At 71.5% G+C, this 15,210-nt stretch carries 12 protein-coding genes and 3 tRNA genes; 9 read left to right on the top strand and 6 right to left on the bottom strand.

Translation table 11 applies throughout. The features are described 5' to 3' along the window. The first annotated feature begins 93 nt into the window (after window positions 1-93). Both ACOZ38_RS15455 and ACOZ38_RS15450 read left to right on the top strand, forming a co-directional pair. Window positions 94-819, top strand: coding sequence for a rhomboid family intramembrane serine protease (locus ACOZ38_RS15455; protein ID WP_424531355.1), 726 nt, complete (start codon window positions 94-96; stop codon window positions 817-819). Between the two features lie 38 nt (window positions 820-857). Beyond that, window positions 858-1,130, top strand: coding sequence for a DUF4031 domain-containing protein (locus ACOZ38_RS15450; RefSeq protein ID WP_424531354.1), 273 nt, complete (start codon window positions 858-860; stop codon window positions 1,128-1,130). Window positions 1,131-1,233: 103 nt separating this feature from the next. Here ACOZ38_RS15450 and ACOZ38_RS15445 read toward each other — a convergent pair whose 3' ends face one another. Further along, window positions 1,234-1,935 carry a metal-dependent phosphohydrolase gene (locus tag ACOZ38_RS15445; protein WP_424531353.1) on the bottom strand — a complete coding sequence of 234 codons (702 nt, stop codon included), beginning with the start codon at window positions 1,933-1,935 and terminating at the stop codon, window positions 1,234-1,236. Window positions 1,936-2,121: 186 nt separating this feature from the next. Then, a complete protein-coding gene (locus ACOZ38_RS15440; RefSeq protein ID WP_424531351.1) occupies window positions 2,122-2,775 on the bottom strand; it encodes a hypothetical protein in 654 nt (217 codons plus the stop codon). A gap of 135 nt (window positions 2,776-2,910) precedes the next feature. Between ACOZ38_RS15440 and ACOZ38_RS15435 the strand changes: the two genes are divergently transcribed. After that, window positions 2,911-5,403: a DEAD/DEAH box helicase gene (locus ACOZ38_RS15435; RefSeq protein WP_424537019.1), complete on the top strand. Its 2,493-nt coding sequence runs from the start codon at window positions 2,911-2,913 to the stop codon at window positions 5,401-5,403. Window positions 5,404-5,423: 20 nt separating this feature from the next. Here ACOZ38_RS15435 and dusB read toward each other — a convergent pair whose 3' ends face one another. Beyond that, window positions 5,424-6,536, bottom strand: coding sequence for a tRNA dihydrouridine synthase DusB (dusB, locus tag ACOZ38_RS15430; protein WP_424531350.1), 1,113 nt, complete (start codon window positions 6,534-6,536; stop codon window positions 5,424-5,426). A gap of 130 nt (window positions 6,537-6,666) precedes the next feature. Here dusB and ACOZ38_RS15425 point away from each other — a divergent pair, with 130 nt between their 5' ends. From ACOZ38_RS15425 to ACOZ38_RS15410, 4 genes are all read left to right on the top strand, one after another. Then, entirely contained in the window at window positions 6,667-7,323 is a 657-nt protein-coding gene (locus tag ACOZ38_RS15425; protein ID WP_424531349.1) for an ACT domain-containing protein, read from the top strand. A 138-nt stretch (window positions 7,324-7,461) separates the two neighbouring features. Beyond that, a tRNA-Gly gene (locus tag ACOZ38_RS15420) sits at window positions 7,462-7,534 on the top strand. Window positions 7,535-7,565: 31 nt separating this feature from the next. Further along, window positions 7,566-7,636, top strand: a tRNA-Cys gene (locus tag ACOZ38_RS15415). A gap of 19 nt (window positions 7,637-7,655) precedes the next feature. After that, a tRNA-Val gene (locus ACOZ38_RS15410) sits at window positions 7,656-7,730 on the top strand. A 157-nt stretch (window positions 7,731-7,887) separates the two neighbouring features. Here the strand turns inward: ACOZ38_RS15410 and ACOZ38_RS15405 are convergent. Further along, window positions 7,888-8,349 carry an Lrp/AsnC family transcriptional regulator gene (locus tag ACOZ38_RS15405; protein ID WP_424531347.1) on the bottom strand — a complete coding sequence of 154 codons (462 nt, stop codon included), beginning with the start codon at window positions 8,347-8,349 and terminating at the stop codon, window positions 7,888-7,890. Window positions 8,350-8,508: 159 nt separating this feature from the next. Between ACOZ38_RS15405 and ACOZ38_RS15400 the strand changes: the two genes are divergently transcribed. Then, window positions 8,509-12,012, top strand: a complete 3,504-nt coding sequence (locus ACOZ38_RS15400) for an indolepyruvate ferredoxin oxidoreductase family protein (RefSeq protein ID WP_424531345.1) — start codon at window positions 8,509-8,511, stop codon at window positions 12,010-12,012. 78 nt (window positions 12,013-12,090) lie between these two features. Here ACOZ38_RS15400 and ACOZ38_RS15395 read toward each other — a convergent pair whose 3' ends face one another. Continuing rightward, the gene (locus ACOZ38_RS15395; RefSeq protein ID WP_424537018.1) at window positions 12,091-12,618 is read right to left on the bottom strand and encodes an NUDIX hydrolase family protein; all 528 of its coding nucleotides are present in this window, start codon (window positions 12,616-12,618) and stop codon (window positions 12,091-12,093) included. Between the two features lie 106 nt (window positions 12,619-12,724). Continuing rightward, window positions 12,725-13,441 carry a TetR/AcrR family transcriptional regulator gene (locus ACOZ38_RS15390; RefSeq protein WP_424531343.1) on the bottom strand — a complete coding sequence of 239 codons (717 nt, stop codon included), beginning with the start codon at window positions 13,439-13,441 and terminating at the stop codon, window positions 12,725-12,727. A 108-nt stretch (window positions 13,442-13,549) separates the two neighbouring features. Here ACOZ38_RS15390 and ACOZ38_RS15385 point away from each other — a divergent pair, with 108 nt between their 5' ends. Next, window positions 13,550-15,178: an ABC-F family ATP-binding cassette domain-containing protein gene (locus ACOZ38_RS15385; protein WP_424531341.1), complete on the top strand. Its 1,629-nt coding sequence runs from the start codon at window positions 13,550-13,552 to the stop codon at window positions 15,176-15,178. The last annotated feature ends 32 nt before the right edge of the window (window positions 15,179-15,210 follow it).

Genomic DNA, 15,210 nt, shown 5'->3' with positions numbered 1-15,210 from the left:
TGTGAAGTTTGCGAAGATACCTGCGGAAGCGACGTCCGGGCCGTCCGGCCGGCAGGGACTCCGGCGCGCGTGCGCGCCGTCAGGGAGGCAGGGGTGGGCACCGAAAACCGGAAGGCCGAGATCATGGTCGCCGAGGCCCAGAAGGCGTTCTGGGTCATGGTGGGGTTCCTCGCCTTCATCTGGCTCGTGCAGATCGCCAACTGGGCCTCCGGCTACTCTCTCAGCCAGTCCTTCGGCATCACCGCGCGCGATCCGGCGCGGCTGCCCGACATCGTCTCCGCGCCCTTCCTGCACTGGAGCTGGGCGCACATCGAGGGCAACTCGGGGCCGCTGTTCGTCTTCGGCTTCCTCGCCGCCTACCGGGGGGTGATGAAGTTCCTCGGCGTCACCGCGCTGATCGCCGTGGCGAGCGGCCTCGGCGTGTGGTTCGTGTCCAACCCGCTCACCGTCACGGCGGGCGCCAGCGGCGTGGTCTTCGGCTACTTCGGCTACATCCTGGTACGGGGCATCTTCGACCGGCACCGCATCGACATCGTCGTGGGGCTGGTCATGGCGCTCTGCTTCGCCTACCAGTTCACCGGGCTGCTGCCGACCGACGAGTTCAGCTGGCAGGGGCACCTGTTCGGCTTCGTCGGCGGCATCCTCGGCGGCTGGCTGTTCCGCGACCGGCGTCCGCGCGCCGCGGCGGCCACGCAGGGCGCGCCCGCCGCCAGGCCGGTCGGCGGCTCCCCCGCCAGGGGCCTGGAGCGGCCACCGGCCACCAGCGGCGATCCCTCCCGGGCCGCCCTGATGAAGGAGCTCGACGACCTCGGCCTCTGAGAGCGCCTCACGCACCTGAGTGTCAGTATCGTCCCTGTGTGACCATGCTCATCGATCCGCCCAACTGGCCGGGGCCGCGTGGCCTGCTCTGGTCTCATCTGGTCAGCGACTCCTCGCTGGAGGAACTGCACGCCTTCGCGGGGCGGCTCGGCGTGCCCGGCAGGGCGTTCGACCGCGACCACTACGACGTACCGGAGACGGTGTACGCGCGGGCGGTCGAGCTGGGAGCCGAGCCGGTGGACTCCAGGACGCTGGTCAGGCGCCTGACCGACGCGGGCCTCCGGAGGCGCCGCCGCCGCACGGCCTGCTGACGCCGGTCACGACCCCACTGACGCCGGTCACGACCCCACTGACGCCGGTCACGACCCCCTGACGCGGTCACGGCCTCGTGAGCCGGTCACGGCCTCGGCGGGTTCACGCCAGAGCGGCCAGCTCGGCCCGTACGTTCTCGCGGGCCGAGGACTCCCACAGGTCGCGCGCCACCGGCGTGCGGTACAGCGAGGGCATCGCGAGGAGGCTCTCCAGCACCCGCGACCTGCCCGCCCTGAACGCCTCGTCGGGCACGTGGCGGTACTCCTCCCGCACGGCGCGGGCATAGGCGTCGTACCCGGGCCCGGCCCCGGCCAGCACCGCGAGGTCGGCGTCGCAGAGCACCTCGCCGTCGCGGTCGCCCGGCGCCGGGTCGTGGGTGGCCGTCAGCCGTACGAGCCTGGCCACCTCGCCGACCAGCCCCAGACCTCCCCCGGGAGACCATCGGTCACCGCTGCCGGCAGGCCGCCCGGCGCCACTCGCTGGAGGGTGCTCGGGCCGGGCCGTTCCCGGCAGCGGCAGCAGGCGGGGAAGGCGGGACCGCGCGAGCTGGGCGCTGCGCTCCTCGTCGCGGCCTGGCCTGCCGTCGTACACCGCGTCGTGGAACCAGGCGGCCAGCCGCACCGCCACGGGATCGGCGGCGAACACGGCGATCGGCTCGATCGCCGTGAGCACCGAGCGCAGGTGGTCGAGCGTGTGGTAGCGCCGGTGCGGCTCCGACCACCGCCCGACGAGCTCCGCCCCGACGGCCAGAGCCGCTGGGGATCCGCCCGCGAGTCCCGACCATTCGGCCGCGAGATCACGCATGCCACCATCGTGCCACGCGTCCCACCCGCCCGAAGGCGCTCGCAGGCCCCTCGTCCGCCCGAAGGCGCTCGCAGGCCCCTCGTCCGCCCGAAGGCGCTCGCAGGCCCCTCGTCCGCCCGAAGGCGCTCGCAGGCCCCTCGTCCGGCCGGGACGCGTTCGTCCGGCCGGACGCCGCCGGTGCGGTGATCAGTCGGCGATGTAGGAGATCGAGCGCACCTCGTAGCCGCGCGCCCCGCTGCCCCGGGTGTGCATGAACATGGCGCCGCCCTCGTAGGAGTAGGCGCAGGACTTCCCGCCCTTCTCGGGGTTGCATCCCTGGAAGATGTAGCCGGCCCCGCCGAACCTGGTGCGGAACAGCGTCTTCACCGCGCCCGTGGAGGCGATCTCCAGGCCGCGGTTCCGGTCCCCGGCCTTCCACGCGGCGTAGAGGTACTTCGCGGTCTTCTCGGCGGTGTTGAGGTGCCGTGACTCGTACACCTTGGCGACGGTGTCCCCCGAGACGATCATCCGGATGCCGTTCAGGGCGCCGGGCACCCGGACGCTGGTGTGGACGAAGCGGCAGGTGTTGCCGGTGCAGCCGTCGAACCGGTCCGGCGCCCGGTAGGCGTACGCGAACAGCGTCTTCACCGCCGCGGGGGACGCCACGGCCGCCGCCGCGCCCCTGTCGCGCCTCAGCCAGGCCTTGAACAGGCTCTTCGCGACGCTCGCCGGGGCACGCACCGCTCCCGCCGCCCGCACGGCCGTACCGGCCCCCGCCGCCGTGCCCGCCTCGGCGGGGACGGGCAGGACCAGCATTCCCACCGCCGCCGTCAGGACCACGGCCGCCTTCGATCCACGCATCGCCACTCCCTCTCCCCCGGAGCCTCTCCGGCTCCCGCAGGAAGACGCGGGGACGGCCGCCGGGGTTCACAGGATCACCAGGCGACGGGACGGTTCTCGTCCATGTGGACGGACCATGGCGCGGCTTTCGGCAGTATTGACGGTGTGACCCTCCTCGAGCACCTTCCCCAGGACACCGGACCCGACGCCCTCTTCGAGGCGTTCGTGGAATGGAACTCCCAGCGCGGGCTCACGCTCTACCCCGCGCAGGAGGAGGCGCTCATCGAGATCCTCTACGGCAACAACGTGATCCTGTCCACACCGACGGGGTCGGGTAAGAGCCTGGTCGCGGCGGGCGCCCACTTCGCCGCGCTCGCCGCCGGCAAGCGCACCTTCTACACCGCGCCGATCAAGGCCCTGGTGTCGGAGAAGTTCTTCGACCTGTGCGCCGTCTTCGGCACGGAGAACGTCGGCATGATGACCGGCGACGCCGCCGTCAACTCCTCGGCGCCGATCATCTGCTGCACGGCGGAGATCCTCGCCAACATCGCCCTGCGCGACGGCGCGGACGCCGACATCGGCCAGGTCGTGATGGACGAATTCCACTTCTACGCCGAGCCCGACCGGGGCTGGGCCTGGCAGGTGCCGCTGCTGGAGCTGCCGCAGGTGCAGTTCGTCCTGATGTCGGCGACCCTCGGCGACATGACGCGGTTCGAGACCGACCTGACGCGGCGCACCGGCCACGAGACGGCGGTGGTGCGCTCGGCCACGCGCCCGGTCCCGCTCTACTACAGCTACCGCACCACCCCGCTGCACGAGACGCTGGAGGAGCTGCTCTCCACCCAGTCGGCGCCCGTGTACGTGGTCCACTTCACCCAGGCCTCGGCCATGGAGCGGGCCCAGGCCCTGATGAGCGTCAACATGTCCACGAAGGCCGAGAAGGAGGCCATCGCCTCGCTCATCGGGCGCTTCCGCTTCACGACCAAGTTCGGGCGCGCGCTCTCCCGGCTCGTACGGCACGGCATCGGCGTGCACCACGCGGGGATGCTGCCGAAGTACCGGCGGCTCGTGGAACGCCTCGCCCAGGCCGGGCTCCTCAAGGTCATCTGCGGCACCGACACCCTCGGCGTCGGCGTCAACGTCCCGATCCGCACGGTGCTGTTCACGGCGCTCAGCAAGTACGACGGCAACCGCGTCCGCCTGCTGCGCGCCCGCGAGTTCCACCAGATCGCCGGGCGCGCCGGGCGCGCGGGCTTCGACACCCTCGGCTACGTCGTCTGCCAGGCCCCAGACCACGTCGTGGAGAACGAGAAGGCCCTGGCCAAGGCCGGGGACGACCCCAAGAAGCGCCGCAGGGTCGTGCGTAAGAAGGCCCCCGAGGGCTTCGTGAGCTGGGGCGAGGAGACCTTCGAGCGCCTCCAGAAGGCCGAGCCCGAGCCGCTGAGCTCGCGGTTCAAGGTCAGCAACGCCATGCTGCTGGCCGTCATCAACCGTCCGGGCGACTGCTTCGCGGCGATGAAGAGCCTGCTCACCGACAACCACGAGGACCGCAGAGCCCAGCGGCGGCACATCAGCCACGCGATCGCGATCTACCGCTCGCTGCTGGCCGGCGGGGTCGTCGAGAAGCTGAGCGAGCCCGACGAGTACGGCCGCATGGCCCGCCTCACCGTCGACCTGCAGGAGGACTTCGCGCTCAACCAGGTGCTGTCGACGTTCGCCCTGGCGGCCTTCGAGCTGCTGGACGCCGAGTCGGTGACCTACCCGCTGGACATCGTCTCGATCGTCGAGTCGACGCTCGACGACCCCCGCCAGATCCTGCACTCCCAGCTCAACAAGGCGCGCGGCGAGGCCGTGGCCCAGATGAAGGCCGACGGCATCGAGTACGAGGAGCGCATGGAGCTCCTCACCGAGATCACCTATCCCATGCCGCTCCAGGAGCTGCTGTTCGGCGCCTACGAGACGTACAGGCGCGGGCACCCGTGGGTGGGCGACTACGCCGTCAGCCCCAAGTCGGTCGTGCGCGAGATGTACGAGCGGGCGATGACCTTCACCGAGTACGTGCAGTTCTACGAGCTGGCCAGGTCGGAGGGCACGGTGCTGCGCTACCTCGCCGACGCCTACCGCACGCTGAGCCGCACCGTCCCCGACCACATGAAGACCGAGGACCTGCAGGATCTCATCGAGTGGCTCGGCGAGCTGGTGCGCCAGGTGGACTCCAGCCTGCTGGACGAGTGGGAGCAACTTCAGAACCCCACCGACGAGCTGGAGCGGCCCGGCCTGGAGGAGACCACCAGGCCGGTCACCGGCAACCGGCGGGCCTTCCGGGTGCTGGTGCGCAACGCCATGTTCCGCATGGTCGAGCTGGCGGCGCTGGAGCGGTACGACGAGCTGCGCGAGCTGGCCGACATCGACTGGGAGGGCTCGCTCGACGCCTACTACGAGGAGCACGACGAGATCCGCACCGGCCCGGACGCGCGCGGCCCGTCCCTGCTGCTCATCGAGGAGGAGAAGGAGCTCTGGCGGGTGCGGCAGGTGCTCCACGACCCGGCGGAGGACCACGACTGGGGCATCAGCGCCCAGGTCGACCTCGCCGCCTCCGACGAGGAGGGCCGCGCCGTGGTGCACGTCGTCGGCGTCGACCGCCTCTGACCCCCGGCCCAGGGGCGGGCTCAGCCGCCCGAGGAGTCCAGCTCGGCGCCCTCGGGCACCGCGGCGTCGTACGGGTCGTCGAGCCAGCCCTCGGGCAGGTGCACCCGCTCGCGGGCGCCGGACTTGCCGCGCGGCCCGTCCGCGGCCTCCACCGGCCACGGCTGGTCCTGAGGCAGCAGGGCCAGGCGCTCGCCGAGCTCGGCGAGCGAGCCGGCGGTGGCGAGCTCCCGGCGCGCCTCCGCACCGACGGTGAAGCCCTTGAGGTACCAGCCGATGTGCTTGCGGAAGTCCAGCACGCCGTGGGTCTCACCGCCGAAGTGCTCCACGAGCAGCTCGGCGTGACGCCTCATGGTCGCGGCCACCTCGCCCAGCGCCGGGCGGACGCGCTCGCGCCCGCCCTCGAAGGCGTTGTCGAGGTCGCGGAAGAGCCAGGGACGGCCGAGGCACCCTCGGCCCACCACGACCCCGTCGCAGCCGGTGCGCTCCATCATGCGGAGGGCGTCGGCGGCGCTCCAGATGTCGCCGTTGCCGAGCACGGGGATCTCGGGGACCGCGTCCTTCAGCCGGGCGATCGACTCCCAGTCGGCCACGCCGCCGTAGTGCTGCACCGCCGTGCGGCCGTGCAGGGCGATGGCGCTCACCCCCTCCTCGACGGCGATGCGGCCCGCGTCGAGGTAGGTCAGGTGATCGTCGTCGATGCCCTTGCGCATCTTCATCGTGACCGGCAGCGTGCCGGCGTTCGCCACGGCCTCGCGCAGGATGCGCCGGAGCAGGTCGCGCTTGTACGGCAGCGCCGACCCGCCGCCCCGCCTGGTGACCTTGGGCACCGGGCAGCCGAAGTTGAGGTCGACGTGGTCGGCCAGGCCCTCCTCGGCGATGATCTGGACGGCCCTGCCCACGATGGCGGGGTCGACCCCGTAGAGCTGGATGCTCCTGGGCCGCTCCCCCGGCTCGAAGCGGATCATCGCGAAGGTCTTGGGGTTGCGCTCGACCAGGGCCCGGGTGGTGATCATCTCGGAGACGTACAGGCCACCGCCCTGCTCGCGGCACAGCGCGCGGAACGGGGCGTTGGTGACTCCCGCCATCGGCGCGAGGACCACCGGGGGCCAGACCTCGATCGCACCTATCTTCACCTGCCCAGTTGTACCCCACAGCGGGGCAGAGTGTGAGAGTCGGCCGGTACGCCCCCGGCCGCTTGGACCGGAGGGATCGCGGACGGATAGATTGGGACCGGGTGCTGGCACGTGACACCGGAGGCGCTGGATGCTCCTGAGACTGCGTATCTCACTGCCTGACCGCCCGGGGTCCCTGGGCCAGGTGACACGCGTGCTCGGGATCGCCGGTGCCGACATCATCCAGCTCGTCGTGCTGGAGCGCGGCGAGGGCCGGGCCGTCGACGACCTCACGGTCTTCTGGCCCGACTCGGCCCCGCGCGAGACCCTCGTCCAGGGGCTCGAAACCGTTCCCGACATCATCGTCGAGGGGGTCTGGGGCACCCGCGAGGCCCCGGGCACCTACCCCGAGCTGGAGATCCTGAAGTACATCACCACGGCGGGCGACCGGGCGCTGCCCACGCTGATCGACTCCATGCCCGTGCTGTTCAGCGCCGACTGGGCCGCCACCGCCACCGAGAAGACCCCGCGAACCGTCGTCCACTCGAGCTGGCGGGCTCCGGACGACGTGCCGTTCCCCTCGATCACCCCGCCCCGGCCCGAGGCGCACACCCTGCCCTCCGGCCTCCACATCGTCGCGGCGCCCCTGCCGCCGCTCGCGCTCACGTTCCTGCTCGCCAGGTCCGACGGGCCGCCCTTCCACCGCATAGAGGTGCACCGGCTCACCCGGATCCTGGAGATCTTCCTCACCCTGCCGGCCGTCGAGCGCAGCGTGGCCCGCAACTTCCGCGGTTCGGCCACCCTCTAGCCTTCCCTTCACGGCCCGCCCGTACGGCCCTGCGGGCGGGGCGCCGCCCGGATCGGCTTTCCGGTTAGGCACAGGCGCGGAAACCCGCTAGAGTTCCGTGACGTCGCCGTGGGAGGGCAACCGCCCCGCGGGAGACATGCGGACGTGGCTCAGCTGGTAGAGCATCACCTTGCCAAGGTGAGGGTCGCGGGTTCGAATCCCGTCGTCCGCTCGGAGAGGTCTCCACTCAGAGGCCTCGCCCTGGTGGAGTGGCCGAGAGGCGAGGCAGCGGCCTGCAAAGCCGCGTACACGGGTTCAAATCCCGTCTCCACCTCTGCGTGACGATCGGCCAAGGGCGATTAGCTCAGTGGGAGAGCGCTACCTTGACACGGTAGAGGCCACTGGTTCAATCCCAGTATCGCCCACCACTGCCCATGGCATCCATTGGGTTGACCTGGTCAAACGGCCGCCAAAGTCCCAGTTCAGGGGCCTTGGCGGCCTTCTGGCGTTCATGGGGAGTGACTGGCCCGGCAAGCCCCGCCGGGCGGCCGGTCCCGCCTTCGGCGGGTGAACCCGGCGGCGTGGTCACCGGTCGGACCACAGCTCGCCATTCGTCCATGAGTCGAGGACGATCAGCGTCCTGGTGCCGGTGACGCGATGGCTTCTGCGGATCGCGTCGATCGTGTTCTGGAGGTGGCCGAGATCCCGTACGCGGAGCCAGACAAGGGCGTCGGGATCGCCCGCGATGGTGAACACCGCCTGGGTCTCCGGCATCCGGGTCGTCGTCTGCACGATCTCGGCCACCCTGGTCGTGCCGGCGAACCGCAGCTCGACGAACGCCTCGATCCCCCAGCCGAGCTTCGCCTGATCCACCTGGACGGTGAAACCCAGGATCACACCGATCTTCTGCAGGCGGTCGATGCGGCGTTTCACGGCAGCCGTCGAGAGCGTCACCCGGGTGGCGATGTCGGACAACGTCCGCCGCGCGTCCTCGCGCAGCAGGTCCAGGATCTCCCGATCCGTCCCGTCGATGAGCTCCTCTCCCATGGACGGTGAGTGTATGCGCGCGCAAAGGATCCGCGTCACCGGGCCTTTCCCGGTCGCGATCTTTGCGTGTTGGCCGCGAGATCGATGTCCGTTGTTGTGCGCCAGGCCCCGTGCTTGGTCTGCTGTGCCGATCGTGCAGCTGACACCGAGGAGACAGTTGTGGCCACATCAGCGGGTGCCGCGGCGACCGGCTTCACCTTGGACGACCGCTACCTCCGGGAGGAGGGGACCGTCTATCTCACCGGCGTACAGGCTCTGGTGCGGGTCCTGCTCGACGTGGTCAGGCAGGACCGGAAGAGAGGGATGGACACCGCGGCGTTCGTCTCCGGCTACGAAGGTTCGCCCCTCGCCGGGTTCGATCTGGAGCTGGCCCGGCGCGCGAGCCTGCTCGCCGGCCACGACGTGGTGCATCGGCCCGGGCTGAACGAGGAGCTGGCCGCGACGTCGGTGATGGGCAGCCAGCTCGCGAGCGCGCGGCGGACGGGCGGTGTGGTGGGCTGGTGGTACGGCAAGGCCCCCGGGCTGGATCGGGCGAGCGACGCGCTCCGGCATGCCAACCTCGCCGGCACCCACCCCGCCGGTGGTGCGGTGGCTCTGGTGGGCGACGACCCGAACGCCAAGTCTTCCACGGTGCCCTGCGCGTCCGAGCTCGCCCTTGCCGACCTCGCCATGCCGACCTTCTACCCCGCCGATTCGCAGGATCTGCTGGACTACGGGCTGCACGCGGTGGAACTGTCGCGTGCCAGCGGCGTCTGGGCGGCGATGAAGGTGGTCACCAACGTCGCCGACGCCGCGCACACCGCGGTCGTCCGCCGGGACTGGAACCCTCCGGCGACGGCGACGGCCGCGCTCGGTTCTGCCCGGCCGTACTCGCACCGCCCCAGCTCCCGCCTGCTCGGCGGCGAGCTCGCGGGGCTGGAGCGCAACCTGTTCACCGTGCGCCTCCCAATGGCGGTGGAGTACGTACGCGCCAGCGGCGTCAACCGGATCAGCGGCGCCGGGCCGGACGGCCGGATCGGGATCGTCGCGTCGGGCAAGTCCTACCTGGACCTCCGCCAGGCGCTCAGCATCCTCGGCCTGGACGACGACGACCTGGCACGGTTCGGCATCCGGCTGCTGAAGCTCGGCGTGATCCATCCCGTCGAGCCCACCGTCGTCCGCGAGTTCGCCACCGGGTTGTCCGAGATCGTCGTGGTCGAGGAGAAGCGGTCGTTCGTCGAGTCTGCGATCAAGGAGATCCTGTACGGCCGCTCCGCCGCGCCCGCCGTCCACGGCAAGACCGGTCCCGACGGGACGACGCTGTTCAGCGCGTCAGGAGAGCTGAACCCGGACGTGATCGCCGCCGGTCTCGCCCGCCGGCTGTCAACCTACGAGATCGAGCCGGTACGCACATGGCGGCAGCGTGTCAGGCGAGAGCGCGTCACCCTCCCTTTGCTGGCGCGCACGCCGTACTTCTGCTCGGGCTGCCCCCACAACTCCTCGACGAAGGTCCCTGAGGGGTCTCTCGTGGGCGCCGGGATCGGTTGCCACACGATGGCGCTGTTCATGGAGCCCGACCAGGTGGGCGAGGTCGTCGGCCTCACGCAGATGGGCGGAGAGGGCGCCCAGTGGATCGGCATGGCCCCCTTCGTCGACACCCGCCACTTCGTGCAGAACATCGGGGATGGCACGTTCACGCACTCGGGCAGCCTCGCGGTGCGCGCCGCCGTCGCCGCCGGTGTCAACATCACTTTCAAGCTCCTGCACAACTCCGCCGTGGCGATGACGGGCGGGCAGCAGGCGGTGGGCGCGCTGTCGGTCGACCGGCTGGCCTCGCTGCTGCTGATCGAGGGCGTCGCCAAGGTGATCGTCACCACTGACGCTCCCGAGCGCCTGCGCGGCGCCGCGTTCCCGAAGGGGGTCGAGGTCCGTCACCGTGACGAGCTGCTGCGCAGCCAGGAGGAGCTGGCGGCCACCGCCGGGGTGACGGTGCTCATCCACGACCAGGAGTGCGCGGCCGAGAAGCGCCGCAAGCGCCGCCGTGGCAAGCAGCCCACGCCCGCGACCAGGGTGGTGATCAACGAGCGGTTGTGTGAGGGGTGCGGCGACTGCGGCGCCAAATCCAACTGCCTGTCCGTGCAGCCCGTGCCCACCGAGTTCGGGCGCAAGACCAGGATCCACCAGTCGTCGTGCAACGTGGACTACTCGTGCCTCTCCGGCGACTGCCCCTCGTTCCTGACCGTGGCGCCCACCGGACGCAAGCACCACACGCGCGCCGCCGACCTGCCCGGTGACGCGCTGCCCGAGCCCGGCGGGCGGGAGGCGCACGGCGACTTCGCGGTGCGCATCACGGGCGTCGGCGGCACGGGGGTGGTCACCGTCGCGCAGATCCTCGCGACCGCCGCGGTGATCGACGGCAGGCATGTGCGCGGGCTCGACCAGACCGGGCTCGCGCAGAAGGGCGGCGCCGTCGTCTCCGACCTCAGGGTGACCTCGGCTCCCGTGGAGCGGGCGCCGAAGCTCGCCACCGCCGAATGCGACCTCTACCTCGCGTGCGACTCCCTGGTGGCGGCGGACCCGGCGCACCTGGAAGCCGCGTCCCCCGAGCGCACGGTCGCCGTCGTCTCCACCACCGAGGTCCCCACCGGCCGGATGATCGTCGACACGAGCGTGTCGTTCCCGCGGCAGAGCAGCATCCGCGCCGCCATCGAGACGGCCGTCTCGTCCGCCTTCTATCTGGACGCCCGGGGGCTGGCGGAGGCCCTGTTCGACGACGGCCAGTTCGCCAACATCCTGCAGCTCGGCGCGGCCTACCAAGCAGGGGCGATCCCGATGCCCGCGAGCTGCGTCGAGCGCGCCATCGAGCTGAACGGCGTGGCGGTGGAGGCCAACAAGCAGGCGTTCCGGCGTGGCAGGCAGGCCGTCGCCGACCCGGACTCCCTGCAGGCCGCTCTCGCGCCGCCCACCGCCCCCGCGGCCTCCCCGGCCCCTCGCCCCGACGCCGCCGCGAGGCGCGTACGGGCGATCGTCAAGGCGGAGCCGGGCACGGAGCTGGCACGGTTGCTGGACATCCGCGTGCCCGACCTCGTCGACTACCAGGACGACCGCTACGCCACGGCGTACGCGGAGTTCGTCGAGCGGGTACGCGAGCGTGAGGGGGGCCCCACCGCCGTCACCGAGGCGGTGGCCCGCAACCTCCACAAGCTGATGGCGTACAAGGACGAGTACGAGGTCGCCCGGCTGTCCCTCGACGCGAGCCTGTCGCCCGCCATCGAGGCCGAGTACGGCGCGGGGTCCACCTACTCCTACAACCTGCATCCGCCGGTCTTCAGGGCGCTCGGCATGAAGCGCAAGATCCGTCTCGGCCGCTGGTTCCGGCCGGCCTTCCGCGTGCTGCGCGCGACGCGGGGCGTTCGCGGGACCCGCCTGGACCTGTTCGGCTACGCCGGGGTCCGCAGGGTCGAGCGGGAGCTCGTCGGAGAATACCGCGACGTGGTGCTCCAGGCTCTCTCCGCCGTGCCCGCCGACCATCCCGCGCTCCTCCGGCTGGCCGACCTACCCGACATGGTGCGCGGCTACGAGGACATCAAGCTCGCCAACGTGGCCGCGTACCGGCGGGAGCAGGCGCGGCTGCTCGCGACGCTGGGCTCCTCGACGCTTGAGGCCGGCGTGGCCGGCCAGTAGGCGCGTCCACCCCGGGCACCCCGGGCTAGGACTGGATCACGCTGGACGGGTGACCGCCCGGATCCAGGGCAGGCGGTTTCAGGGCAGGCAGCCGACGTGCGCCAGGGCCTGCTTCAGCAGGACATCCTGCCCGCCGGTCATCTCCTGCAGCACCTGCGGCGACGCGGCCTCCTGTGGCGTGAACCACACGAGGTCGAGGGCGTCCTGCCGGGGACGGCAGTCCCCCGCGACCGGCACCACGTAGGCGAGCGACACCGCGTGCTGCCGGAGATCGTGGTAGGGCGTGACGCCCGGCGACGGAAAGTACTCGGCGACGGTGAACGGCTGCGGCGAAGTCGGCACCCGGGGCAGCGCCACCGGGCCCAGATCCTTCTCCAGGTGGCGCATCAGCGCGTCCCGGACGCGCTCCTGGTACAGCACGCGGCCGGACACGAGAGCGCGGCTGACCGTCCCGTCCGACCCGATGCGCAGCAGCAGGCCGACGTGCGTCACCACTCCGGTGTCGTCGACGCGCACCGGAACGGCGTCGACGTAGAGGATCGGCATCCGCGAACGCGCCGACTCCAGCTCTCCAGGACTGAGCCAGCCGGGCACGGTTTCGGTCATTTCGGTCACCAGCCGATGGTACTTGGCGTCCGGCCCGTCCCGCGCAGTCCCAGATCAGGTGTCGGCCAAGGCCAGGCACCAGAGTTTCCCCGCCCCGGCCCGCCGATCAGCCGGGGTTCTGGCCGGCGGCGGTCGCCTGGATGCCGTCGAGAAGCCAGCCGAGGCCGATGGCGAAGCCGGTGTCCCATTCGCCGTCCACGACGAGGGGGCCGTGGGCCGCGAGCGCGGGGTAGCGCTCGTGGTTGGCGCGCAGGTACTCCCGGGCGGCCTGCCGCGTCGTCCGCTCCGCGCCGGTCAGCCAGGTGGCCTGCATCAGCGCGGAGCCGATGACGAAGTTGGACAGCCCGTACGCCGCGGCGGTGAGGTGCGGCTCGGTGATCCCCGCCCCCATCAGCGTGGCGTACAGGAACTCGCTGCGGGCGAGCACGTTCGGGCCCAGCATCGGACGGCCGAGCAGCGTGGCCGACCAGGGGTGTCTCAGGAGGGTGAGGCGCCACTCGCCGATCAGCGCGGTGATGTCGGCGCGCCAGCCCTGGCCGCCTCCTCGCGGGGTGCGGACCTCCGCGAAGATCGCGTCCAGTGCGAGGTCGAGGACGTCGTCCTTGGTCTTGACGTGCCAGTAGAGCGTGGTGGATCCGGTGCCGAGCCGCTCGGCGAGCCGCCGCATGGTCAGCCGGCCGACGCCTTCCTCGTCCAGCAGGGCGATGGCCTCCGCCACGATCCGGTCGCGGCTCAGCGGGGGCGCGTCGCGCCTCGTGCGCGCGGACGGCCGCAGCCAGATGTTCCTCGCCGCCGTTCCGTTCTCCGCCTTGCCGGTGTCCACGGGGTCGAGTCTATTACGGTGATCGAGCACCGGATCATTGATCCGGTCACTAGAACGCCGGTCTGGTGACCGGATCGAGATTCGCCGGGTGGTCCGGGGAGGGGTGTGGTGGCCGGGCATGTCGAGGTCGACCATCTGACGTATGTGCTGCCGGACGGGCGACTGCTTCTCCACGAGGTGTCGTTCCGCGTCGGCGACGGCGTCAAGGCCGGGCTGGTGGGGCCGAACGGCGCGGGAAAGACCACCCTGCTGCGGCTGATCGCCGGAGACCTCCGGCCCGATGACGGCCGGGTGGTCCACTCCGGCGGACTGGGGGTGATGCGGCAGTTCATCGGCAGTGTCCGCGACGGCCGCACCCTGCATGATCTGCTGCTGTCCGTGGCGCCGGACCAGGTCCGCGCGGCCGCCGCCGCCCTGGAGCGCGCGGAGTCCGCGGTCGCGGCTCGCGACGACGAGCGGACCCAGATGGCCTACGCGCAGGCGATCGCCGACTACGCGGACGCCGGCGGCTACGACATGGAGGTCGTCTGGGACACCTGCGCCACCGCGGCCCTCGGCCTGCCCTACGACGCCGTCCGCGACCGTCCGGTGAACACCCTGTCGGGAGGCGAGCAGAAACGGATCGTCCTTTCCGCGCTGTTGCGCGGTCCCGACCAGGTGTTGCTTCTGGACGAGCCGGACAACTACCTGGACGTGCCCGGCAAGCAGTGGCTGGAAGCCCAGATCAGGGCCGCCGCGAAGACCGTGCTGCTGGTCTCCCATGACCGGTGGTTGCTGGCCGAGGCCACCGACCGCATCGTGACGGTGGAGTCGCGCGGCGTCTGGGTCCACGGCGGAGGCTTCGCCACCTATGCCCAGGGCCGCGAGGACCGCATCGCCCGGCTGGAGGAGCGGCGCCGCCGCTGGAACGAAGAGCACGCCAAGCTCAGGCACCTGGTCAACACCCTGCGGCAGACCGCGGCGAACAACGACGCGGTGGCCTCCTCCTACCGGGCCGCGCGCACCCGGCTGAGCCGGTTCGAGGAGGCCGGCCCGCCCGAGCGCCCGCCCAGAAAGCAGAACGTGCGGATGCGGCTGCGCGGCGGCCGCACCGGCAAGCGTGCCGTCATCTGCAGGTCGCTGGAGCTCACGGGCCTGATGCGGCCGTTCGACGCCGAGATCTGGTACGGCGAGCGCGTCGGAGTGCTGGGCTCCAACGGCTCGGGGAAGTCCCACTTCCTGCGGTTGCTGGAAGAGGCCGCCGACGGGGCGGTGTCCACGGTGCCGCACACCGGCTCGGCGCGGCTGGGAGCACGGGTGGTGCCCGGCCGCTTCGTCCAGACCCACGCCCGGCCGGACCTGCAAGGTCGTACTCCGGCCGACCTGGTGATGAGCACCGGCGCGCTCACCCTGAACGAGGCCATGGCCGCGCTGGCCCGCTACGAGCTCGCCCCCGCCGCGGCCCAGACGTTCGAGACCCTGTCCGGCGGACAGCAGGCCCGGCTGCAGATCCTGCTGCTGGAGCTGTCAGGGGCGACCCTGCTGCTGCTCGACGAGCCCACCGACAACCTCGACCTGGCCGGCGCCGAGGCGCTGCAACAGGGCCTGGCGGCCTTCTCCGGCACGGTCCTGGCCGTCACCCACGACCGCTGGTTCGCCGCCGACTTCGACCGCTTCCTGATCTTCGGCGCCGACGGCACCGTCTACGAGAGCGCCGAACCGGTGTGGCACGAGGGACGGGTCGAGCGCGCCCGCTGAAGGCCGCGCCCCCGCCACGTCGCATGAGGCAT

The organism is Sphaerisporangium viridialbum, assembly GCF_049674955.1.
Taxonomy (GTDB): domain Bacteria; phylum Actinomycetota; class Actinomycetes; order Streptosporangiales; family Streptosporangiaceae; genus Sphaerisporangium; species Sphaerisporangium viridialbum.
Note: the sequence above shows the minus strand (reverse complement) of the source record. Positions and strands in the feature narration are given on the sequence as shown.

Coding starts and splice junctions, on each gene's coding strand:
- ACOZ38_RS15440 (WP_424531351.1), bottom strand. CDS start 2,775: ATGCGTGGATCGAAGGCGGCCGTGGTCCTGACGGCGGCGGTGGGAATG.
- ACOZ38_RS15395 (WP_424537018.1), bottom strand. CDS start 12,618: ATGACCGAAACCGTGCCCGGCTGGCTCAGTCCTGGAGAGCTGGAGTCG.
- ACOZ38_RS15425 (WP_424531349.1), top strand. CDS start 6,667: ATGCTCCTGAGACTGCGTATCTCACTGCCTGACCGCCCGGGGTCCCTG.
- ACOZ38_RS15405 (WP_424531347.1), bottom strand. CDS start 8,349: ATGGGAGAGGAGCTCATCGACGGGACGGATCGGGAGATCCTGGACCTG.
- ACOZ38_RS15445 (WP_424531353.1), bottom strand. CDS start 1,935: ATGCGTGATCTCGCGGCCGAATGGTCGGGACTCGCGGGCGGATCCCCA.